Here is a 23419-nt window from a genome sequence, read left to right on the forward strand (position 1 = left end):
CTGAAAGAAAGAAGCAGTAGTCCATTGGTCTACTGCTTCCTAATACAAACCACCTTCTTTACAACCTGTACTACCTTAGATTAGGCTGGTAGTGTAGCCTTATGGTTGGTGATAGCTGACATAGAGCTATCCAATACAGACAAGCGTTGCTCGATCTCATCCAGCTGCGATTCGTAGAGAATTACCGCAGTCGTTCCATATTGCAACTTACGTTGCTCAGCAGTAAACAGCTTGTATTCTGCCTTCACTTTACGCGTTTCCATCTCGGTCTTGGTAGAGCCTTCGGGTAATACAGCAATGATAGCTGTTAGTGAGTCTACCTCAGCAGTAGCAGAAGCTAAGTTGGCTTCAATGTCACTTGCCCGGTCAGAGGCGTTGCCACGGCTACGGGTAACAGCAATCTGCTTATATTCCAATTCGCTTTTTTGTTCACTCAGATCATTCAGCACTTTGTCGCAATCTGCTTTTGATGTTAATAAGGTTAATGTTAATGCCATAATAATGTATAAGTAGTTGAATAGTGAAACATAGTCACCAGTCAGCGTCCGGACTTCTTTCTGATTGACTTTGCAAATATCGGCATTAAAATAACACGTTTTTGAGCGTTGTTTTGATTATCAAAACAACGCTCAAAACAGGTATTTTCCTTATGGTTGTTTACTTTTTATTTGCTATCATTGTATTTATGCCTGTGGTTTTTGGATGAATACTACATGGGCAAGTAAACAACTGGAATTAGCAAAAAACGAGAAGAGATTAATTTTTACTTTTGGAGAGCAACTTTTATACTGTTTTCATTTATGCGCCTCTGTTTAACTTTTCTGTTCTTATTGTTTTCATGTTGTGCCTTTGCTCAGAGTCCTTGCGAAATCCGACCAGAGCCAGGAGATAAGATCACAAAAGTATCTACTCCAGTTGCTAAACTGGATACAGCAAAGAAGGATACAAAAGATGTTGTTGTTTACATCTGTGATAGTAAGACATCTTATGCATACCATTCAAGTATTACCTGTAGAGGATTGAGCCGCTGTACACATGAGATTGTAAAAATGAGCAGAAGAGACGCTGACGAAGATAGATCTCCCTGTAAGTTTTGTTATTAAAACAGTTAAGAGGGATCTGAGATGTTAGTATATATAACAAATATCAATTTGTCTAGAGTGATTGCTGAGGTTGATCTAAAGACGATTGACTATAAAACGGCTATACCTTATAAAAGAAAGATTCAGTTTTTAAATAAATATGAATCAACTAATATCCTTCTTTATGGAGAGTATTTGCGTTGTTTGAATCCTGAGAAAAAAAGTATTTTGGATAAATATGAGAAGATTGAGAAGAAAGAAGATTTCTATCGTTTTGTTTATGAGGGGAGTAGTCCAAAATTTCATCAAAGTAAAGACTGTGAATTTCTTCACTCAGACTATAAGAACTATAAAATTCCAGAGAAGTATAGAAATGACAAGAACTTAACCATGAAATACCGACAATTATTCAAAGCTAACGTCCATTTAATTGACACCAATCTGGAATTGTTTAAATATAAAATGGGTGACTTTTATGATGAGGATGCAATAAAACCTTTACATGGTGGGAAAAACTCAGGTATAATTGATATATATAATTTAAGTTTTCAAGAAACAGAAAATGCTATTAACACTATTCTGGAAAGATATTATGCTTTACGAATAAATCCTTTAACTAGAAGCTATCTTGATTTATTTGAGAGATTTTATTCAGCAACTAATGCACTTAAAAGCCTTGCTCATGAAAGAGTCTATTTAAATAGGGAGCAAAACATATTTATAGAGGATTTCTTTACAAATATTAAAAGTCCTATTAAAAAAATGTTATTATCCCGTCAGAGAATGCTTTTTAATCCAGATTTGTCTTTTCATGATAGCGTTTTATTGGAATTGGGCTTTTCTCCGTGTTCTAAATGTTTTTGACTATCTTAATCAATCTTGGTCTAGAGTGACAATGCCTTACACTCTAAAATAAGAATTATAGTTCACAGGTTCCTGTCAGAATATTTAGAATATATGGACTCCCTCAAACTTACACTTCTACATATCAAAAAAGAACATATTCTAAAAGCTATCCGATATGTAGACGAAAATGGAGTGGCACCTGGTCGCCATTCATTTCAATATGATGTATATTACAATGGCAAGTTATATCCTCCAAAATACCTTATATCTTTAGCAACCCAATATGCTACTGGCCGAGCACTTCAGCCAAATGAATTTGGAGGAGGGGAAGGAACACCTGCATTTGACACTCTCCGAACATTGGGTTTTGAAATCAAGGAGAAATCCAAAGAACAAGACTTATTGAGCGAAATAACTACTACTAATCCCAGTATGCCTGCACATCCATTAAATCAAATACTTTATGGCCCTCCTGGTACAGGTAAAACGTATCATACCATCAATAAAGCCCTTGATATTATTGGCCAGTCAATAGAAGATAAAACACGTGATGAACTAAAAAAGATATTTGAGGAAAAAGTAAAGAATGGACAAATTGTCTTTACTACTTTTCATCAGAATATGTCTTATGAAGATTTTGTAGAAGGAATTAAACCTCAGGTACCTGTAAAAGAAGGCGACCCTGTTACATATCTGGTTGAAAATGGAATTTTCAAGACAATATCAGAGGCAGCCGATAGCCGGAAAGGAAACTATTATCAAGTAATGGAGGAATTTAAGTTGGAAATATCTGAGGCAGATGGTAAGTCTCCGGTTACTATCAAATCTACTTATACCACGTTTGATGTAACCTATCGAAGTGGAAGTGTTTTCTACATCAGACCTCATAATAGTGTTAAGGATAATGCATGGTATCCTGTTTCTATTGATAATATCGAAAAGTACTTTTACACAAATCGTCCAGAAGGAATCTATAATCTGACCTATGTAAAAGGGATTCTTACTTTTTTAGAGAAAGAACGAGACTTACACCATAGTCGGAACATTGGAAATGACAAACCATATGTACTTATTATAGATGAGATCAATAGAGGTAATGTATCTCAGATATTTGGAGAACTCATTACTCTTATTGAAGAAGATAAGCGTTTGGGTAAGCCAGAAGCTTTAGAAGTTACATTGCCCTATAGTAAGAAAAAGTTTGGAGTGCCAGCAAACTTATATATCATTGGTACTATGAATACCGCAGATAGGAGTGTAGAAGCTCTAGATACTGCCTTGCGTCGTCGCTTTCATTTTCAGGAAATGTTACCAGATTTGAATGCACTACCTACTCCTGCTAAAATGGTATATGAATTATTGTGGCGTCATGAACATATTGCATGGGGGAAAGACCCTTATTTAACAGCAGAAAAAAATGTGTTTGAATTTACTGGTATCTTACCAAAGGTGATAGAGGAAAAGAAGGAAAGATGGGCAAAAATGCATAAAGACAAACAACAGAGAAAACCAGTGAGTGATTTCTTTTTAGATAAAGACTTCAATCCAGACATAGATATTAGAGAACTTCTTTCCACTATTAATCTCCGTCTGGAAAAGCTAGTTAGTCGTGATCATCAGATAGGCCATGCCTATTTTATGAAACTTCTCAATTCAGATAATCCTTCCCAAACGCTTAAAAGCATTTTTCAGCATAATATCTTGCCATTGTTGCAGGAATATTTTTATGGTGACTTTGGCAAAATAGGTCTTGTGCTGGGTATGGGATTTATTGAAAGAGTAGAGCAGCCATATGATACTATTTTTGCTGACTTTGCAGGCTATGACGCAGCTGATCTGATGGAAAGACCTGTATACAGGCTTAAAAATGCCATAGGAATGGACGATCCCACCTTTATTAAGGCTCTGCAAACTCTGCTAAAGAAAAAATCATAATGCAATCAGAACAGCATATTACGGTCTATGAACACCAGTCTTTATATATTGGGAGAGACAAAAACTCTTTGTCTGAGAAACAGTTAGAGGCATTGCAGGCTTTCCATGGGGAAGGAACTTGTTACTATTCACTGACCCATAAAGGTGTAAAGTTTTGTGAATATGTAGGTGTGCTTCAGGTTGGAAATACTATTATTGAAATTTTACCCAAAGCAGACAAAGCAGCAGGAAATGAAGAGGATACCATCACTAAATGGCGTGATGTGTTGATTGGTATGCTTAAAGCTGTGGGAGGATTTAAAATAGAATCTCCAAGCAGTAGTTCATTACGTATTCGGCATAACTCTATTCTTCATTTGTATTTTGAGTTGTTTCTGACAGAAGTGGAAATACTGGTACATAGAGGACTTACCAAACAGTACCGACAGACAGAAGGAAATACTACAGTATTAAAAGGAAGTTTACATTTTGGAAAACACCTGCAACATAATTTGGTACATCAGGAAAAGTTTTATATTCGTCATACTGTTTATGACAAAACTCATCCCTTAAATCAGGTACTTTATAAGACACTCCGATTACTTAGCCGCATTAATACCAGCATAGTGTTACATAGCCGTATTGGTGCATTGATGATTAGCTTTCCGGAAATGCCTGATATTGTTGTGAGCGAAGCTTTCTTTGAGCGAATTACATATACTCGTAAAACCGAAGCCTATCAGAAGGCAATGGAGATTGCCAGGCTTTTATTATTAAACTATCATCCAGATATTCGTAAAGGACAAAATCATGTGTTGGCTCTTTTGTTTGATATGAATCGGCTTTGGGAACAATTTGTTCGGGCTAGTTTAAAAAAGTATAAACCTGAAAACATCTCTATACCGGAGTCATCCACTCGTGATTTCTGGAAGCCTAAAACTGGAGGTAAATCTTATCTGCGTCCTGATATAGTTATTAATACAGATAATTCAGATTGTTTAGTCCTGGATACAAAATGGAAAAATCGCAATGGCAGTTCTCCTCAATCTGATGATTTACAACAAATGTATGCATATCAGTCTTACTATAATGCTAGTCATGTAGCACTTGTCTATCCAGGCAATACTAAGACAATACAGGGAGGTAGATTTTATCATCCAGAAGGTTACTTAACTGATAAAACATGTAGTCTGATATCTGTTCAAGCTATATCCAATATTAAAGAATGGCAAAAGATTATAGCTGATTTATTCTATGTGGAGCTGAGAGGGACATATTGAACGGAATAACTTTTAATTTCAAAAGATAGTTGTTAAGGATAAATACAGGTAAGAGCCTTGTAGCTCTTACCTGTATTTATTATGTAATCCCACTAATTAGGGATTGTTCTTTGTCAGAACCTCTCCAGTACCTGTCATAATCCAGTTCAGGTTCACATCATAGGTAATATGCATGCTAAATAGAAAGAAGCAGCTCGGCAGGCTCTGGCCTTTCTCCATGATGGATATATTGCTTTGATTGATGCCCATTCTCCGGACAAACTCCCGCTGTGAAAGTCCTGTTATTTCGGTGCGTACATAATGTATTCGTTGGCCTATTTCTTTTAAGTTCATTGTAAGTTAGATTTAGAGTGATACATGTGTTTGAGGTTTATTCACCGCATGATCTGTTTTGCGGTAAACTCAACGCATGGGAAGTTTTTCGATTACTTTCACTCACTGCCCATATCAGAGAACGTTTGCGGTTAATTCCTATCACGAAACGTTTTGCGGTTTATTAACCGCAGATTCGCTTTTGCGTGGAATTAACCGCAGTTGTAATCTTGCGGTTAATTCCACGCATGCAAGCTGATTACCGGAGTCGGAGGCCAAACTTATGCTGGTCTATTATCCATTTATCCAGCACCGTAAATGCCAGCTTGAAAGCGGCAGTTTCTGCATCATATCGGTTGGGATAATCTTCGGTACAGGCCAGCTCTTCCGGATCTGTGAGTTGGTAGTTAATATTAGCGTCTTGTAGGATCTGGAAGGTGTACACCGCTTGTTTGTCTTTCAGTGTGCCTGTTACATTAATCACTAAGCCTTTGGACTGGAAGAAGTCGTAAAGCATATTTGAGTAGCGTTTGTTTCTTCCGGATAGTGCCAGCTTGATAGATGATTTATTCGGGTCAGGATGTTGTATACCCCAACCCAGAAAATGCAGGCATGACACGTTGTAACTGTGAGTTACTTTGCGCCAGAATGTGGTAGATTCCTTGTGACTTTCTTCATATTGTTCGTAAGCGTTCATGTCGAAATGCATATGTGTAATAGGTTTAGAGTGAATAATGTTAAAATGAATAGTGTTAATTCGAATAGCGGTGTTGTGTCCAGTGGATGATCTTACCGAAGAAGTTCTCAGAGTCTGCCAGAAACCAGTTATAGAACTCTGCCTGGCTAAGTCCGTCATTATGGGCTAGTAGTCTGGCCTCTTCACTGGTAAGCAGCTTCCAGGTTTGCCCGTCCTGGCTGACTGTGATTGTATAGCCTACCTGATGGTGAGCTGATCGGGTAATCGCTATGTATTCAATGCCATCACATAACCCTTTGTTGAAGGTGTACGGCTTGCTTTTTACATTTCGTGGATTGCCTAACCAAAAGTCAATGGCGCGGCCGGACTTCCAACGGTTAGTAAAGTCTTTCCGGATGGTATGTATTTTAGAACCTGCCTTGATCTTCTCTACAAAGTCAGGTTTGGAGAAGGTAAGTATCATAGCGTGACTTTATGGATAGCGGTGATTAATTGCTTGAACTCGTCATAACTGCGGATAATGTGATAGTAGCCGCCCTGTGCTTCAATTCGGGACTGAAATAGTTGTTGCTCTTCAGTCTGGATACCATCCGGTGATTTTAGCTCTATAAAATGACCTGTAGAGGCAAAGAAGTATTCCATGTCTGCAACACCCTTCACAACTCCCATAGATCGGTTTAAAGCGCCTTTAATCGCATTTTGAGAGTTGTTATTATTCATATGTAATAAGCCTCTGTAATAAGGGAAGGTGTTCCAATGCCATTGAAAACACAAACCTTGTAAGCGGGATTCTGTTGATTTCATATATTTATTGTAGTTTTTAGTTGTTCAAATTGTACTTCTCTTACTTTGTGGGTAAGATGGGTAAGATGAGGGTAAGATCCTGGGTAAGATTAACTGCCTGATACTAAGGCTGGGTAGGATGGGTAAGATTCGCTCTATATTATATATAGATATATTATTCTATTTATAGTATATATAGCTCTATATTCTCTTTTTTCTCTTCTATATAGAAAAGTTTCAGGCCTAAAAAGCCACCCATCTTACCTCTATTGATTGTCAATCAGTTAGTCTTACCCAATAATCTACCCAGCCTGCCCAACTTACCCTGTGGTGTAAACTTGATAGCTTCGTTCTTTGACCCAATAGCCGTATCTTTTTTGGTTTCCTGTGCCCTTTATGGCTTTTTTCCATTTGAGAGCAGATATCGCCCTACCCAGATTTACCGTGTTCATCGTTTTGATATTGCTGCTGCCAAGTAGTGTACTCAACATATCACTGGTTGTACAGAATATGCCTGTCTCTTCATCTGCTTCTTCATAGTATTTCAAAAGCAGTTCTTGTTCAGGTGTACGCTTTACATAATTATCGGCTACCTCATTAATAATCTTGAAATCTCCGGAGTCAAACTTGACACCAGGATTGGTCAGATAGATGAAATACGCTTCTTTCCAGAGTTCATATTTGTCAATGGCATTGTAACGGTCTTTATCAATCACACCTGTTTCAATAATGGGAAAGCGACGGTTGCCGGTTGGGTCTTTCAGAAACGTGTTTTCATTACTGGTCCCTACGAAGTTGCACAGCCTGGGAATGTTCTCCGGTACTCTGTCATAGGCAAAACGTACACTCACGTTATTCTGAGTGATATAGGCTTTCAGGGCATTTTCACCAACCTGCTCAATGGATTTGAACTCATCGTCTACCACAATCCAGCGGGTAATCATCATCAGTTTGCCGTTCTGAGCATCACCCCGTTTAAAGCTGTCCTCACAGATAAGCTCTTCGCGAAAAGGAAAGGAGTCGGGCAGTATCTTCAAAAAGAAATGACTCTTTCCTTCACCCTGCTCTCCGCATAGGGTGAGCATCACCTGGCTGGGCGTTCCATAAAGTGAAGCAATACAACTCATCATCCATTTGGTCAGCATATATTGTGCATACTCGTGTCCCTGAGGACTATCCAGACATTCTGCTAACTGCCGGATATAGCCAGTCTTTGGATTGCTCATGCCTTCAAAGAAATCTCGCAGCGGATTAAACTCAGGTACCATAGACGACTTCATCATATCCGCTACCGTTTCTTTATACACGTTCGTGTTGAGTTTCTGGGAGGCATCCATATAGATGTCCATCAGATCACGTTCGGTAAGCTGTACGCTGCCTCGGTAGCACTTCTTGTTGATCACATTGCGTCGTATATCAGACTGGTATTCTTTCCAGTACTTCTGCAATCGGACTACTACGGGTAAGTCTTCCTCTGCTGTCTCAGGAGAGGAAGCATATACCTGTTCTACTATCGGCCTGGTTATTTCCGGATCAATGCCGTGAATTTCATGCAATACATTGACAGTCCCTTCCACTGTATTGCTGCCATTCTTTCCCAGCCTGGCGCTGTTTACAATCGCTTTGGTTTGCTCAGAAATAATGCTGATACCATATTGCTTACAATACCATAAGAAAGTACCAATAGTCACTTTCTTTACACTGGTGGCATTGTGTTTCAGACAGGCCGAATACTGCTGATCGGCCTTCTTTGCATCATACAAAGAGGAATACTGGCTTATAGTCAGAAATCTGTCGCGGCCAGCCTCGCCGTAATAATCAGCCAGGGCAAAGGCAATATTACACCACTGATGGTATCCACCTGTCACATCAATCTGCCGGCTCTGGATCTGGTCAAATACATGGTCTATGTCATGGGTACCATAGAAGATCTCTTTTGTATCCGGCTTTTTCTTTTCCTTCTCTATATATTGCTTGAATACTTTTGAATCCTCAAACAGTCTCAGGTCCGGATCGTAGCTGACAAAGCGCAGGCGTGATACATTGCGCCCTTTCAGATCAACTATCTGTCCATAGAGCTGAAAGTAATATTGGCACAGGCTATCAAAGGCTAGTTCATGTTTTTTACCTTCAATACGAACTAATACACAAAGCCCTTTGCCCCGACAACTGGTAAAGACAGCATAGGTGTATAGGTCCTGTTCCAGTATATTTTTCACCTTCTCCAGATTATCGACATAGTCCAGGTCAATGGCCAGGAAGTTGGAGTGTTGTGTTAGATGACTGTCTGACTTGCCCTCTTCAAACAAACCGGATATAGTCACAGCCGGTAATTTCTCTTTTAGCTTCTTTTGGGTATCTTCATTTTTACAGGTCCGTACTTTCAGAATCGCATCCTGCCAGGTACCCATCCGGACATTTTCCAGAAAGGCATTCAGAGAGTATTCCTGACCTGTTTTGGCATAAGCATTAGGGAATAAGGTTATTTTATGATCTTTCATGAGATAAGGCTTAGATGAGAAATAGGGATCAGATAAGCACAGCTCAAATGCGTACTTTAAAAGTCTCTGCCTCTGGATTGCCACTCAGAAAAGGATCATAGGTCACATACCGTAATTTGGTCACAAGCTGGTCCATGGGATCGGTGATGATTCCGTACACTCCCTCATAATAGGCACTGAGTGCCTGATAAGCTTGTCCATGCTCACACGCCGCAATACGTACCAGCGCGGTCAGACTCTTACCGGAATGATTTTCAAAAACTGCATAGGTGTAGCGGTCCTGCGAGAGAATGACCTTACCTCTTTCCAGATCCTGAAATCCTTCTACATCCAGCGCGATAAAGCCCGAATGCTGAGTAAGGGATAAACCTTCTTTATTGATTTTAAACAAACCCGATAAGGTTACAACTGGTAATGACTGTGGCTGGTCTTTGTTCAGCTCCTGGCGTGCCTGTTCGACTTGTTCACGAAAAGCCCCATCCTGAATATGGGATAAGTAAAGATCTAATGGATAAGATTGAGTGGTTAATGCATCCATAGACGAAAAGAAACTGATAACTGACATATTGTTAGTGAGAGAATAAAAGGTTAAAGATTAGAATGAATAGGTGTGGTTATTGCGTTTTGCATATTCCTGCAGTTGTTTATCTACCCAGCCAGGCTGATAGCCTCTGAGTTTGGCAAACTCCTCCAGGAGAGGTCTGGGATTATCGCGTTCCATAATGCGGTGAATGATCCAGTTGACTTTGTAGGGTGTGCCTGTGTGGCTGTTGCCCATCTGAGCCCGCTTGATCAGTTCGGGAACACTCATCTGTGACCAGTTCATTTGCTTGAGATAGCTCCAATCAATCGAGAGTTCCTGCGTTTGAACTTCCTCCTGTTTTCTTTTCTCCTGAGAAAGGCGCTCAAAGATGAATTTGCAATACGGGCAGACAACCACGCTGAGTGCAACGATGGATTGACAATCGGGGCATTTCTTGGTCGGGGCAATGTTGAGTGTTTTCTGCGCCTTGCCCGTCCAGAACAGATAGCTCCAGTCACGCGGCTCATGCCACAAACCATGCTCATCCAGATTGTTGCCCATGTCAATGATGATGAACTCTTTTTTCGTAGATGTAGTCCGTGACCCGCGGCCGCACATTTGCAAATACAAGGGCAGAGACTGAGTAGCCCGATTCAGGATAATACACTCCACACTGGGTTCATCAAATCCGGTAGTCAATATTCCACAATTGACCAGGATTGCTCCATCTGTGTGAGAAAACCATCTCAGCGTTGCCTGGCGTTCTTCGTCGGGAGTTTCAGAGGTAACATAGCGCACCTGTGAACAGACTTCTCCAAAAGCCTGAGCGGTATGGATGGTATGAGCTATATTGACACAGAAGATAAGCGTCTTCTTACCCAGTGCATGCTTTTGCCAGTTAGACACACAGCCCTGATACAATACTCCCTTGTTGAAGTCATTGTATAGTTCATTGTTCTTATAATCTCCATCCGTGCCAATTCGGGCAGTAAGTTGAATAGGTACAGCAAAATATCTCGGTCTGGACAGATAGCCTGATTCAATCAATAGATGAATCTCAGTACCAACGACAATATCCTCAAAGTAATTCTTGAGTGGTTCAAACTTACTGGCAGCTATCGGGGTAGCTGTAGCCCCAATGATGTACAGATCCTGATGTAGGTCTATCACTTTCCGGAAATTGCCTTTGTGTGCCTCATCAATAATGATCAGCTTCAGATCTGGTAGTTTCCAACCTTTCTTGATTCTCCGGTAATACGTCTCTACCATGGCTACCACCACTTTCTGGCGGGGCATATGTTTAGACTCAGCACTCAGCAGACCGGCCTGTAATCCCGCTTTCTGAAGCGTTGAGGCAGCTTGGTGCAAGAGTTCAATACGATCTGTCAGGATCAGCACACGGCCCCGGCTAATGCCTTCTAATGTCCGTCTGGAGATTTCTGAGAAGGTGACAGTTTTGCCAGCTCCGGTAGGCAGACACAGAATTACCCGCTTCTTGCCGGACTGGTGCTTTTCTGCCAGTCTCTCAATGCTCTCTTGCTGATAATCCCGCAACTGTAAGGCAGGCTTATTTTTGAGCAAAGCTTCGCCATTCACGCCTGTGGCGTGATCTAAAAACACAGTCTGTTGCATAATTAGCGGCGTTTACCCTGTTTTGTCAGATGTTGTTCTACTTCCGCTTCCAGTTCCTGAAGTGTTTTCTGTTTGCCATCCGCAATCCAGTTTTCCAGTTCAGTACGGCTGAAATAGAGCTTCTTGCCCCGCTTCATATGTGGTAGGCGGCCTTCACTGACCAGATTGTAAACTGTAGATTTTGCAAGGCCGGTAATCTGTACAGCCAGGTCTATGCCTCCCAGTTGTTTGTCGGAAATGGGAGAGGGATTGATAGTAATGGATTGTAATTCAAGTAAAAGAGCTTCCAGGCGGACTAACCGTAGCTGGATGTCTTCAAAAGGGTTAAACATGTAGACAGTAAGGTTTTATGTAAAAAATTTCATTACACAGAACCCCGCAATAAGAACACCTGAAAATAATACAGTCAGCAGAAAAGAAAACCAATAAACAGCGAAGTGAAATATCCTTTGGCTTTTCGACGAATAACCGTAAAAAAGTATTTATGGATATTTACTTTTATTTACTTTTTATTACCTTTGCTTATGATTTGTTGCCTTCTGTAGCAAAAACCAAACCTCCACTGTCGAATAATACTCCAGCAGATTCAGTCTATATTTCTACAGAATCGCACAAAACCATTGTTTCTTTTGTATCATTTCTGATAAAAATAAAAACAGCATTTCTGTATCACAGAAAGGTTGTTCTATAAGTCCAGATATGTAGTTCGTCGCCAAACTAACCTACATACTGGCGGTATGAGAGGATCTCAAGCGGGGTCCTCTTTCTTTGTTTATAAGGTTGTAAAAATAAGAAAAAACGGACTAACAGACAATCTGTCCTTATATTTTTGTTGGTTTTTTATTTAAAAAAATGATATTTTTTTAACAGCAAAAGCTTGCTATTTAGTTGATTTTGACTTCTTTTTGTAGTATTCTTATAAAATGCACTATTTCAATGAGTTATAAAGTGACGAGTAACTATAGATTTTATAAGAAAAATATATTTTTAATCTAGTAAAGCATTTGCCCACTTGACTCTTTCACTATCTTCAAAGCTGTCCAGATAGTTTTCGGTAGTAAGAATGTTCTGATGTCCTAAACTTTCTTTGATAAATTCAGTTGAGGCTCCTTTCCGTTTCAGCCTGGTTGCAAAGGTGTGTCGTGCTGTATAGGTAGTTATGTCTCCTTCAATTTCAAGTTTCTTGGCAATTCTCCTAAGATATTTATTTGTGTTTTTAATAAACTGTGCAATGTCAGCCTCTTCTTGTTCTGCAGTTCGATCTCTTTTCAGGATGGGAAAAATGTATTGTTCTTGAAATGCAGGTTTAACACTCCATTTATCAATAATCTGCCGGATTCTTTCTGACAAGAATACTTTTATTTGTATTGGCTTACCTCTTGTCGTACGTTCAGTTTTAGCACGTAGAAATATAAGTTGATCACCTACAATGTTTTTATATTTCCATCTACAGATATCTTTAAAGTTTGCTCCATTACATAAATAACTAAGTACAAAAAAGTCTAGAGATTTGGCCTCAGTAGATATTGGATCCTCGGGGCGATATTCTAAAACTCGCTTTAAATCAATTTCAGATAAGGCTCTCTTTATATTACTTCCTTTTGGAATTTTATAGCCCCCTTTAAGGGAGTTAAACGGATAGTTTTCTTGTTTCATGAGCTCTTTTGCAATAGCTTGATTCAAAATAGATCGAATGTTACGAGCATATATTCCAACTGTGGTTAGAGATTTTCCTTCACTCACCATCCAGTGTTCATATTTTTTCAAGAACTCAACTGAGACCTGCTCTACCCGTAAAGATTTTTTGAACCGTTGTAAAGAATGTAGAGTATCGGTATAGGAATTAGCAGTACTGACACGTTTCTCTTCTTTGAGTTGAAGTATATAAGCCTCAAATAAGGAATATATACTTTCTACCTGTTTAGGCTTATTAAACCATTCCTTTTCAAACTCCTCATATGAAAATTCTTCCAAGTCATCTAGAATACTCTGAGCCTTATTTTTAAATGTTTCTATCTTTTGTTTTACTAATTCGATTTCTTGTTGCTCTCTTGAAACTTTTCCTTTTGGCCTAGATTGTTGGAGTTTCTCCCACTCCTCATCTGAAGCGAATAAGCCAGTCCCATATCGTTTAAAATCCCGATTAAAAATGATTCTTAATTTAATAGGATATGTCCCATCTTGTTTAGAGGAACGACGATCTAAATTAATTGAGATGGTTGCTTTGTTCATAGTTTTGGCGAAATACTTGCCCAACAATTTGCCCAACAAATCTAGTAAATAAAGTGAATAACACATAACCGCCCATAATAAAAAATGCCTTATCTTGCTAAAATAAGGCATTTAGTAAACAGCAGTAAGTAAACAATATATATACGCACCTGACTCATAATCAGGGGGTCCCTGGTTCGAGCCCAGGCTGGCCCACTTAAGAATCAAAGGGTTATGACTTGAAAAGGTCGTAACCCTTTTTTTCTTGCACAACAATTTGCACAACATCCGGTGTTCATAAATCATTCGTTCCTCCAACTAACTTCTCCTCCATCTTGTTAATAGACTTAACTATTGAATAAATAAATCGGGAGCTACTTGGGTGTCTGTGGATGAGAAGAGAAATTTATGAACAAGCCTTTCATTTATTTTCGGACTAACAAAACTTCCCAATTGAGGATCGTTCATACGCGGTCAGGCATTTTATTAGGCCTGAAGAGAGCAATCTACTGGATGATCAGATTCAGGAAATGAATTTTGAGATCATTCAAAAATATCTTGAAAACACACCCTCTTCCATTCACAAAGAAAAGACTCGGCTACTGGAATACTTAAGCCTCCAAATTCGCATTAGCCCAGATCGGCTGATGCCTACCTATGAACTAGTCGCCTATATGTCTAACTTCTTTCCTAACTATTCCAGCGATAAAGTTCGGATGCTAGTGCGTGATTTACGCTATGAGTACTTATTTGTGGTGAGTCATCCAGAAAAACCTTGCTATAAGCTGGCCAACTTCTATCGTGATATATCAGAGCATTTTACTCATTTTTTGAAATACATCATTCCGATGTTGCAAAAAATCCAAATCCTGAATAATACGATTTCTTCCAACTCGTTTAACAAGATCAATCCGATTGAGAAAGATCCAAATATGATCAAGTTAAAAGAACTATTATCTGGATTAAGCTAATTATTGTGATGAAATTAACGAGGACAAAGCAAATTTAGCGACTATACCAAAGGTTAGTCGTTTTGTTGCAGTTCTTATGTTCTGTTTATCGATAGGCTTTCTTTTTTCAAATGAATTTTCAACATCTGGCAATTCAACATAGAGCCCTCCAAGAAATTTTGATTTAGTCGTAAAGAAATAGCTTCCCAATCCAAGATTATAACTATTAGGTAGTAGATCTTCTTTACGACTAAAGAAATTTCCCCGAAGATAACCATTTAAGAATGTATATGTGTTTGATTCTTTCCCAAGACTCAAATTATAAATGATATCAATGTTTAATTCATTTATAGCTACCTTGCTATATTCACCTGAATAAGCTGTTATCAGCTTTTCTTCTATCAGATTTTGGTTGCCAGAAGTTGTAGCTTTTGTTAACTTATAATCTATTTTATCAAGTAAGTTAAAATTATTTGTCTCCTTATAAGAATATGTGAGTCCAAACTTCCACCGATTTATCTGATGATTAATACCTATACCCCATTGCCCGCCGCGATATTCCTCTTTTATAAAAGAATTTGATAAATTGCTGGTATCTAATTCTTCCACCCTTTTGAAACTTGAAGCATCAATTCCCCCAAAAGTAAAAATACTAAGCCGCCAAAAATGCTTTGATATATATTTATCTCTCTCTCTTATCAAGTTATTTCTTAATTCCTCTTTCTCTTTGTCGTTCTTTTTTTCAATAATTTTTATTTCTTCGAGCAGATTTTGTATAATCACAGCTATAGTATCATTACCATATGGCTGGTACGTCTTCAAATAGGTAAAGAATTTTTTGGGATTTGTCAGCTGGCCTTTCCAATCATTTAATAATTTGATCTTTGTGTTGGTGTCGCTTAAATTATTAATTCTAATTTCATCATCAATTAGATTACCCATCGTACTAATAAATTCCCTAATCAACCTATCTTCTTCCTCTTTTAATTCGGTTGAGAAGCTTTTTTCCTTTTCTCTATATAATTTGTCATAGGAATTTGAAAGCCGAACCCCTGTGTATCCGTTAAGCTTTGCTGAAGGAACGAAATCACCTCGAGAAAAAAGATTTCCAATGCTTTCTTCGTTTTTAGCCATTAAACTACCACCAATAAACCAGTAAGCATTATCAGATTTTGAAGCAACTTTCAGAGGGGTATTCAAATTACTAATTGTAAAGGTCAGATCTGTTTTTGCCAAATCAAATGAAACGTTTGATCCTTTAAACAAAAAGCTTCCTTTACCTTCTGCGCTTTGGGTTAACCATTGTGCTGTTACCTTGTTGCCGGTAATCAAGAATATAAGAGCTAATACTATTTTCTTCATAAATAAGTATCATGGTAATGAAACTTTGGGATTGCTATACCCACCTCTACCTGTGTCTGTTATTTTAATTTCTTGATCTTCTTCAAAAACTTTTTGCTTGTCACAAGTCATATTAAATGTAGTAGCCGAACCTGAATCCCCTTCTGCATCTATTATTAGCAAAAAAGTAAATGTTGACACATAAGCACTTATTTTACAGATTATCTTTTCGTCCTTTTTATCAAAATCTTCTTCTTCTGCGATTACACCATTTACATTAATCCATTTTATTGTAATATTTGGCTTTATCTCAATAGTGATAACAAATGAGAAGGGCTCTACATCAGAAGGATCTAAACTTACAATTTCAAGACCTGTCATTCTCTTCCCAAACTGCATAGTGTTTAGGATAAAGGCATCTGATACACCCTTTACCAGAGTTCTTGAATAGCGTTTATGAGCAGCTAGCTTTGCTTTAGATACTTGTTTTTTTGTTTTAGCCATGATATACAACTTGTATACAGTTAGAGGTGTAAACAAATATAGGCCGTACTCAATGGGTTATCAATACCTCAAATGAGGTATTTTACAATTAAAGAAGCAAATACTTAGATAGAAAAACCGTATGAGGCCAACCAAGTACATATTGAACTAGGCAAAAAAAGATATCAGCTTTGCGGGTATGAATCTAATTCAAGCATGAATAGTTCAGAAGCTAAAACCTATTTTACCTCATTTCAATATGTACTTGGTCGGCCTCATACATTAAAGCTAGCAATACGTTTGCCTTATGTCAATACCTTATTTGATGTATTTTACCTGTTTAAAGGACTTACTCTTAGGATGGGATTGCTCAACTCGATGCGGATATGCACTACTGTAGTCTCATTGATTTCCTGAAATAGAACCGCAATAGCTACAGTAGTGCATTATCCGCTTAGTCAAGAACAAGCTCGTGATGCGTGGGTAATAAAGACAACTACTCAAAGGTTGCTTTTTGTTTCATCAGAAAATAAAACGATTTCTAGTTGTTAAAAACAAGAAGGAATCAGGTGCAATTGATTTGCAGATAGCACTAGTAATTCATGAAATTAGGTCATGAGGGATATGTGATAGTGTGGGCAATTATGTCAAAATTGAACTGACAGGTGCCTATTAGTTGTCGACGTTTAGTATGCATTTGCCGTTGATTCATGTATTGTTAATTAGAATAAGAAATACTACTTGTTCAATTAAACAACATTGTAAATACTAAGATTGAAAGTTAGCTTAAACTGGCGAGAAATCTCGAAAGAAATCTCTTAAATATCTTGTAACAAAGTAACCTACCAATCCTATTGAAGTACCAACTATACATACTGTAACTATCTGAAAACTAAAGTGATGTATAAATAAATCATCAATAAATAAAAGTAAAGTACTGACAAAGATAAATATTAAAACAGGAATAGTTAAGACTTCAATAACATACCTATTTTTCTTAGATGTTTGTCCTAAACCAATGTCTATTAGTATAAAAATGGAAAATGAAAAGAGACATGAAAATACTAACGCTATTAAAAAATCATAATGATAGTTTATTTCAAATTTCAATAAGATAGGAGTAGAATAATTGAAAAAAACCTTTGATACTATACCAATAAGTGATCCTAGCAAGATTGCATATTTTTTTGCCTGAAAAAGTTTTGGGTAGGATTGGCTCTGGATCAGTGAATCATATATATGTTTAATACAAGAATACATGAGAAATATGTATGAAACTAATTTGAGTATGTAGTGAATGAATCTATAATGAAACATATAGGAATTAGTAAATTCAAATAAATCGGGATATTTAGGCGCTTTCCGATCAATACCATGTTCATAGCCTAAGCGATATGTTTTAATGCTTCCCTGTTTATAACCTAACTCATAACCTTCATCATATGCTTTTTTTTCTGCATTGCTAGTAAGACCCTCACTAGAACAAGCAAAAAGAGAAATTAAAACAAGGAGTAATGATAGATACTTCATAAAGTCATATGTATAAATGCTACTAATTAATGGTAAAATAGTAAAAAGGTAATCTTAATAAAACCTTGCTAGAACTTTTTATTTAAAAAAATCTGGAAAGGGTTTATAATATGTTTGAGTAAGTTCATCTTTTCTAACAGTTTTGAAAATAATATATGGAAGAAATAGCAAACCCCACTAGTGGGGCTTTTGCTTTCAGAAAGATACAATTCTGATCACCGGCTCCGTTACAACTTCATCAGCTCTGTAAAACCGAATCATGCTTTGCAGCCACTCCAAAATGGCAGGCAAGGCCGGAGCTTCATACCCTGCATGATCTACACCTGAAATAATGCTATTTTCGGTAATGGACTGTCTAAATCCGGATAAAGACCAGTAACCAAGACGATCCCTATATAAACCTTCATCATCTACATAACATCCATGATATTCATCCAAATGAAAATGGGAAACTGTATCACAGTTGATATGTTCATAAAACGCTTTTAAAATACCTACTTTGGGTATTTCAACAATATATACAGATTGAGTGGTAACATCTATTTTAATAGCTTGTAGGATGTTCATAATTAATAAAAGAGAAAGAAAAAAGAAAGGAATGCTACCATTAAGCCGCATCCGAAAAGCGGTATTCATCCCGGCCAAACTCCCAGCACTCCAGGCGGATGTTTTCAAACAGATTTTTATCTTCGAAAAAATCCAGTAATTCAATAGTATCTGATTTAGCTGTAATACCAACAATACTTATATCATCATCGACAGGATTGTATATAAATTCAATTAAGAGGCCAGGATACTTTTTAGAAGAATGATAAGATTTCATATCTTTGCATCAAAAAATTTAAGTATTATTGTTAAACATGCCTGGTCTATGACCAGGCTCTGTTTTTTATGCTGCAGGTTTCTGTCCTTGTGGCCAAAGTGGAATAATTCTGGCACCTTCTTCTTTCTCTCTTTCTGCTACTCTGGCAGGTTCTGACAGATTCATGCTGTATTGAATCTGAAAAAGCTGCATCATTTTTTTTGTTGCCCTGGTCTCTGCATTGGTAAATTCATGTACTTCTATTTCGTAGATCAGGCCTAACTCCTGATCTACTGCAAAGCGTTCCCAACATTCTGCAACTTTGAGAACTTCATAACTAACATAGTTGTCCAGGAGGGTAACAACCCGGCAGCAGGCAGATGATCCGCTACCAAACACACCTATAAAGGTGTGAGCTCCTTGTACCTTATAGGCACGGCGGGCAAGTGAAGACTGATTTGATTTCATGTTTTTAAGTATTATTGTTTAATAATATAAATACAACATATTTTTATGTGAAAATCAAATGAATATACAATAATTTGTGATATAAAATAACATTTTTTATTGTATTTTGTGATGAAATATTCTATATTTACACTATGAAACTAGCAATAACAGGAAGCAGGAGCATACAAGACTGTGCTCAACTTCTGGAAGAACTGGAAAGACTATCAATTACAGAGCTGATACATGGTGGAGCTGCAGGTGTGGACCGACTCGCGGCCGCCTGGGCGATAAGCAAAGCAATAAAGGTGACAGAGATAAAGCCTGATTATAGGTAGTATGGTACAGGAGCTCCTCACTTGCGGAATGCAGAAATAGTAAAGCGAGCTGATAAGGTGTTAGCCTGCTGGGATGGTGAAAGCAAAGGAACGGCCAGCACTATCAAGAAAGCGGAAGCAAACGGAAAGCTACTAAAGGTGATCACTTACAAACCGGTAAAGCAGATAGAGCAACCACCTGAACAGCTAGAGCTCTGGTGAGCCAGGTGGCAGAGCCGCCCTAAGAGGCAAGCCCGACAAAGGAAAAGAACAAAATCCGCCTCCTGCGTGGCAACGCAAATAAAATCCTAGCCTATTTGTTTTTGGTGTGAAGATACAAACCTGCCAGCTGGCAAACCCGCATAAAGTAAAAGACAAAACCGCCAAAACAAAAAAGCGACAGCCACACGCAGGGGCTGGACACCACCCGCAAGGCCAAGCGAAGCGAGCTTGTATAGCCTTGCGGATGGTGGCTGGACGCTGCACCTTGTTTTTGTTTTGGTGGTTTTGTTTTTTAACTGTGAGTTTGCTAGCTGGTTTTAAACGCGAAACATCAAATTGAGTTGTTAACTAAGAATCAAGTATACTTATATAGACCTTTATTAAATATGAAAACCACAGGAGAAATCTTTGACGCTATTGTAGAAGCTTTAGGTATTAGTTATGCGGAATTGGCAAAGAAAGTAGGATTGTCTCGTCCTGATCTCTTTTATAATATGCGCGCAGGTAAGTCTAACCCTGGCTATGAGACCTTACAGGCTATTGCTAAAGCTTATCCTCAAATAAATTGCCGATTTATGTTGACTGGTGAGGGAGATCCATTAATTATAATGACAAATTATCCAAAAGATGAATTTAAAGAGTATATAAAAAAAATATTAAAAGAATTAATTAACGAAGGAGACATTAAAGTGGTTAATTCGGATTAATTTAAAAGTCTGTTTTAATCTGTTCGCTTGTAACAATACGTGTTATCAATCTTTCAACTTCATCTAAAGGATATTTCTTTCCTTTTGAATATCTTAACTCTTGGATAACTTCTTTTATTTCAGATTCATCTCTAATAATAATGTATGTTATATCTTCAGGAGTGAAATCTAAAATAAGATTTGAAACTTTCGAGTTATAAAGAGGTCTATCATCATTATATGTATTTCCGCCAATTAAATATGTACTATTCTTATGAGGGTGTAAAGGAATGTATCTCCATTCACGTTCATCAGAAAATCTATAATTTTTTATTTTCTTATGTCCTCTTCTTTCTAAATCAGCTTCAAAGTTTTTTGCATAACATAATATATCTAAAATTTGTTTTTGGTTCTCTGTTAATACTGTACTTCCCTTACGGTTATTGATTGTTGACCTTTGTAGTTCGTAAATACTTTCCGTTATATTAGAGTATACATCAAGATATATGACTGGGTTTAGTCCTTTCTGCTGACCCCATTTGAGATTTAAACCTATACCATAAGGACCATAACTCTCAAGATGATTTTTTATTTGAGATAGAGGTATATTACAAAAGCTAACCATTGGAATTGCATACTTTAGTGTTTTTGGCTTCGTATGTGATTTTATACATTCATAACAATATTTTATTTTAAATGCGTCTCTAAGTATTCCAATGAGAGCTTCTTTCGTATTGGTAAAATGTATTAAAGAGTTAGGACTTATTGGCATATCTTTTGAAGTTATATTAGACGAGTTTTAAAGTGTAGTAATTTTAGTAAGAAGATAAATATTTTTCCTTGTTTTTTTATTTTTTTTGAGCATATTTTGTCAAGCAGCTTTTAATATCTTCTTTTTTCTATAGTTTTTTTTATTAATTCCAGTCTATAGCTAAACTTGAAGTAACAGGAATAGTAGATGTAGTCTTAATTAAAGATCACTAGCAATTGATACAACTTTCTTCTCCTCATTTAAACACCTTATGTAGAATATTTCAAGTATTTGAAATCTGCCTTCTTTGAGAAAAAAATTATAAAGTAAACTAAGTATCAATGATTTTTAGGTAAGATTTACAGTTATGATTTTCAATAAATACAAAAGCCTGATAGTGACACAAGGTCTGTTATCAGGCTTTCAAATATTTGATATGCAATAATTGTTACACTTTTAAAGATACACTTTTCTCTTGCTGACATGAAAGAGGAATATTTATTATTTACTTTACACTGCTACTCGGTATTATTTGTTAGATATAACCCAAAATAAACAAAAGTTAAGAATATATTTATTATCAGATAGCAATATAGTAGTGTGTGTGCAGCCATTTTTATCAAGGGGCAATTAAATTAAACGAAGCCTTACAAATATCACCAGTTTTACCTACTCCTAAAAGTTTTAAATATGGGCTATTCGAAATGGTATTATTATTATAGTTAATTGTCTGTCCTGTAGTTAACTTTCCTATTATAGAATAGTTGCAATCTGAATTATTGGCGTTTAACAATATGTCAAAAGGTTCTCCATATTTTAATTTAATTGTACTGTTTTTTATAGTTTGAAAATCCTTTTTGTAATTTTTATAATCAACATAATATGTTATTGTCGTTTGGTTTTCACCATCTAAATGTCTATAAACTGTAACCGATTTACCATCATTTAAAATATCATAATCTGGTGCATATTGGTCACCTGGTGTAGATGCCCTTTTCTTGTAAGCCCAACCACATTGCCCATCACAAGCATAACGGACACCAATAATTTTTTGATTCTCATTACAACTCCATGATTCTACCATTTCGCAAGGTTGCTTCGTTTTACAGCCTTGAAAGGAACGGCTTATAGATTGGGTTAAAGTTGTATTATCAAGAACACGTTGGGAGATAACTTCACTAATATTTATTTCACCGGCAATTGTGGGCATTAATACTAAATTGAACTTAGTTTCATATTTAGATGTGTTACTACTCGTACCAAACCAACCACTTGGCTTTGTAATTTCAGAGATTATCTTTATTGGGATATATACAATTCGATTGTCTTTGAAAAATGGTTTTACTTGAACATTTGGTATATGCAGACGTATTTGCCTTCTTTGAGTTAAGTCAATAGCAGTAGCTGGAAGTAAATTGCCATTAATATAGACTGTTGTGTTATATTTTTGTCTACTATCGGTTAGTCCGAAGCCCAGACCTGTAATTGATAAAAGATATGTTGCGTCAGAATTTATTACAGTTGTCCCATTAATTGAACTGATATAATAATCTACCTTTTTTGTCAATAAATTTATTCGGTTTGTAAACTCTATTAAATCAAGATTAGTCATTTCAGATACAGTAGAAATTGTCTGATTGAGATTGTTGAATTGATCAATTAGCTTATTTACTTCTACAAATATGTTTTGTTCTTCTATTTTTAAATTAATAAAGGTTTTGTCAATATTTTGACCAAAATAATAATTTAGATTTTGTGTTGCCACTAGTATTTCGTTACCAAATTTTGATGCAACACCATTGCCAGCGGTTTGGGCATTTTGCATTAACCTATTGCCAGTGTTTTCAAACTCATTTATAATATCTTTTATAGTTTTACCTGCAAAAGCAATAGTAGGTATTGAGAATTGTCCGTATGAAACATATGAAATGAAAAATGTTATTGAAAAGAAAAAGATTATTTTTTTCATAAAAAATTGTTTTAAGTTGTCAGATAGAGCGAAAATGCAAAAAGTATCTTTATAAACATTTGAAAGGATATATCAAGTATTAGATGAGTACTTAAATCGTCTTACTACTTAGTTCAAGTAGTAAGACGCCAAAATAAAAA

26 protein-coding genes are annotated in these 23419 nt (G+C 36.9%); 8 read left to right on the forward strand and 18 right to left on the reverse strand.

Annotated features, from left to right (window positions below):
* Nucleotides 1-80: 80 nt before the first annotated feature.
* The gene (locus tag QNI22_RS22685) at nt 81-497 is read right to left on the reverse strand and encodes a hypothetical protein (RefSeq protein WP_314514131.1); all 417 of its coding nucleotides are present in this window, start codon (nt 495-497) and stop codon (nt 81-83) included.
* Between the two features lie 654 nt (nt 498-1151).
* Between QNI22_RS22685 and QNI22_RS22690 the strand changes: the two genes are divergently transcribed.
* The 3 genes from QNI22_RS22690 (at nt 1152) to QNI22_RS22700 (ending at nt 5122) form a co-directional block, all read left to right on the forward strand.
* Entirely contained in the window at nt 1152-1946 is a 795-nt protein-coding gene (locus tag QNI22_RS22690) for a hypothetical protein (protein ID WP_314514132.1), read from the forward strand.
* 93 nt (nt 1947-2039) lie between these two features.
* On the forward strand, nt 2040-3863 hold the full coding sequence (locus QNI22_RS22695) for an AAA family ATPase (RefSeq protein ID WP_314514133.1): 1824 nt from the start codon (nt 2040-2042) through the stop codon (nt 3861-3863).
* On the forward strand, nt 3863-5122 hold the full coding sequence (locus QNI22_RS22700; RefSeq protein WP_314514134.1) for an McrC family protein: 1260 nt from the start codon (nt 3863-3865) through the stop codon (nt 5120-5122). Before QNI22_RS22695 ends, QNI22_RS22700 begins: the two co-directional genes overlap by 1 nt.
* A gap of 96 nt (nt 5123-5218) precedes the next feature.
* Here QNI22_RS22700 and QNI22_RS22705 read toward each other — a convergent pair whose 3' ends face one another.
* From QNI22_RS22705 to QNI22_RS22745, 9 genes are all read right to left on the reverse strand, one after another.
* Nucleotides 5219-5455, reverse strand: coding sequence for a helix-turn-helix domain-containing protein (locus QNI22_RS22705; RefSeq protein ID WP_314514135.1), 237 nt, complete (start codon nt 5453-5455; stop codon nt 5219-5221).
* A 238-nt stretch (nt 5456-5693) separates the two neighbouring features.
* Entirely contained in the window at nt 5694-6143 is a 450-nt protein-coding gene (locus QNI22_RS22710) for a hypothetical protein (protein ID WP_314514137.1), read from the reverse strand.
* A 43-nt stretch (nt 6144-6186) separates the two neighbouring features.
* Nucleotides 6187-6594 (reverse strand): hypothetical protein, encoded by a 408-nt coding sequence (locus tag QNI22_RS22715; RefSeq protein WP_314514139.1) that lies wholly within the window; start codon nt 6592-6594, stop codon nt 6187-6189.
* Nucleotides 6591-6935, reverse strand: coding sequence for a hypothetical protein (locus tag QNI22_RS22720; RefSeq protein ID WP_314514141.1), 345 nt, complete (start codon nt 6933-6935; stop codon nt 6591-6593). Before QNI22_RS22720 ends, QNI22_RS22715 begins: the two co-directional genes overlap by 4 nt.
* A gap of 299 nt (nt 6936-7234) precedes the next feature.
* Nucleotides 7235-9415 carry a VapE domain-containing protein gene (locus QNI22_RS22725; protein ID WP_314514142.1) on the reverse strand — a complete coding sequence of 727 codons (2181 nt, stop codon included), beginning with the start codon at nt 9413-9415 and terminating at the stop codon, nt 7235-7237.
* A 43-nt stretch (nt 9416-9458) separates the two neighbouring features.
* On the reverse strand, nt 9459-9980 hold the full coding sequence (locus tag QNI22_RS22730; RefSeq protein ID WP_314514143.1) for a BT4734/BF3469 family protein: 522 nt from the start codon (nt 9978-9980) through the stop codon (nt 9459-9461).
* A gap of 30 nt (nt 9981-10010) precedes the next feature.
* On the reverse strand, nt 10011-11570 hold the full coding sequence (locus tag QNI22_RS22735; protein WP_314514144.1) for a DEAD/DEAH box helicase: 1560 nt from the start codon (nt 11568-11570) through the stop codon (nt 10011-10013).
* 2 nt (nt 11571-11572) lie between these two features.
* Nucleotides 11573-11902: a helix-turn-helix domain-containing protein gene (locus tag QNI22_RS22740; RefSeq protein ID WP_314514145.1), complete on the reverse strand. Its 330-nt coding sequence runs from the start codon at nt 11900-11902 to the stop codon at nt 11573-11575.
* 655 nt (nt 11903-12557) lie between these two features.
* Nucleotides 12558-13802: a site-specific integrase gene (locus tag QNI22_RS22745; RefSeq protein ID WP_314514146.1), complete on the reverse strand. Its 1245-nt coding sequence runs from the start codon at nt 13800-13802 to the stop codon at nt 12558-12560.
* 509 nt (nt 13803-14311) lie between these two features.
* On the opposite strand from QNI22_RS22745, the gene QNI22_RS22750 reads away from it, so the two are divergent.
* Nucleotides 14312-14752, forward strand: coding sequence for a hypothetical protein (locus QNI22_RS22750; RefSeq protein ID WP_314514147.1), 441 nt, complete (start codon nt 14312-14314; stop codon nt 14750-14752).
* Here the strand turns inward: QNI22_RS22750 and QNI22_RS22755 are convergent, their stop codons facing one another.
* Nucleotides 14753-16093 (reverse strand): hypothetical protein, encoded by a 1341-nt coding sequence (locus tag QNI22_RS22755; protein ID WP_314514148.1) that lies wholly within the window; start codon nt 16091-16093, stop codon nt 14753-14755.
* 9 nt (nt 16094-16102) lie between these two features.
* Nucleotides 16103-16576, reverse strand: a complete 474-nt coding sequence (locus QNI22_RS22760; RefSeq protein ID WP_314514149.1) for a hypothetical protein — start codon at nt 16574-16576, stop codon at nt 16103-16105.
* Between the two features lie 195 nt (nt 16577-16771).
* Here QNI22_RS22760 and QNI22_RS22765 point away from each other — a divergent pair, with 195 nt between their 5' ends.
* Complete coding sequence (locus QNI22_RS22765) at nt 16772-16972, forward strand: hypothetical protein (RefSeq protein WP_314514150.1); 201 nt, start codon at nt 16772-16774, stop codon at nt 16970-16972.
* Nucleotides 16973-17341: 369 nt separating this feature from the next.
* On the opposite strand, the gene QNI22_RS22770 is transcribed toward QNI22_RS22765, so the two are convergent.
* From QNI22_RS22770 to QNI22_RS22785, 4 genes are all read right to left on the reverse strand, one after another.
* Nucleotides 17342-18085: a hypothetical protein gene (locus QNI22_RS22770; protein WP_314514151.1), complete on the reverse strand. Its 744-nt coding sequence runs from the start codon at nt 18083-18085 to the stop codon at nt 17342-17344.
* A 195-nt stretch (nt 18086-18280) separates the two neighbouring features.
* Nucleotides 18281-18652 (reverse strand): hypothetical protein, encoded by a 372-nt coding sequence (locus tag QNI22_RS22775; protein WP_314514152.1) that lies wholly within the window; start codon nt 18650-18652, stop codon nt 18281-18283.
* A 40-nt stretch (nt 18653-18692) separates the two neighbouring features.
* The gene (locus QNI22_RS22780) at nt 18693-18908 is read right to left on the reverse strand and encodes a hypothetical protein (protein WP_314514153.1); all 216 of its coding nucleotides are present in this window, start codon (nt 18906-18908) and stop codon (nt 18693-18695) included.
* Between the two features lie 66 nt (nt 18909-18974).
* Nucleotides 18975-19355, reverse strand: a complete 381-nt coding sequence (locus tag QNI22_RS22785) for a hypothetical protein (protein WP_314514154.1) — start codon at nt 19353-19355, stop codon at nt 18975-18977.
* 134 nt (nt 19356-19489) lie between these two features.
* On the opposite strand from QNI22_RS22785, the gene QNI22_RS22790 reads away from it, so the two are divergent.
* The 3 genes from QNI22_RS22790 to QNI22_RS22800 all read left to right on the forward strand — a co-directional run bounded on the left by QNI22_RS22790 (nt 19490) and on the right by QNI22_RS22800 (nt 20580).
* On the forward strand, nt 19490-19672 hold the full coding sequence (locus QNI22_RS22790; RefSeq protein ID WP_314514155.1) for an SLOG family protein: 183 nt from the start codon (nt 19490-19492) through the stop codon (nt 19670-19672).
* Nucleotides 19673-19693: 21 nt separating this feature from the next.
* Entirely contained in the window at nt 19694-19873 is a 180-nt protein-coding gene (locus tag QNI22_RS22795; RefSeq protein ID WP_314514156.1) for a hypothetical protein, read from the forward strand.
* Between the two features lie 386 nt (nt 19874-20259).
* Entirely contained in the window at nt 20260-20580 is a 321-nt protein-coding gene (locus tag QNI22_RS22800) for a helix-turn-helix domain-containing protein (protein WP_314514157.1), read from the forward strand.
* A 1-nt stretch (nt 20581) separates the two neighbouring features.
* On the opposite strand, the gene QNI22_RS22805 is transcribed toward QNI22_RS22800, so the two are convergent.
* Entirely contained in the window at nt 20582-21331 is a 750-nt protein-coding gene (locus QNI22_RS22805) for an abortive infection system antitoxin AbiGi family protein (protein WP_314514158.1), read from the reverse strand.
* Between the two features lie 598 nt (nt 21332-21929).
* The gene (locus QNI22_RS22810) at nt 21930-23279 is read right to left on the reverse strand and encodes a hypothetical protein (protein ID WP_314514159.1); all 1350 of its coding nucleotides are present in this window, start codon (nt 23277-23279) and stop codon (nt 21930-21932) included.
* Nucleotides 23280-23419 lie beyond the last annotated feature (140 nt).

It is taken from the genome of Xanthocytophaga agilis, from assembly GCF_030068605.1.
Taxonomy (GTDB): Bacteria; Bacteroidota; Bacteroidia; order Cytophagales; family 172606-1; genus Xanthocytophaga; species Xanthocytophaga agilis.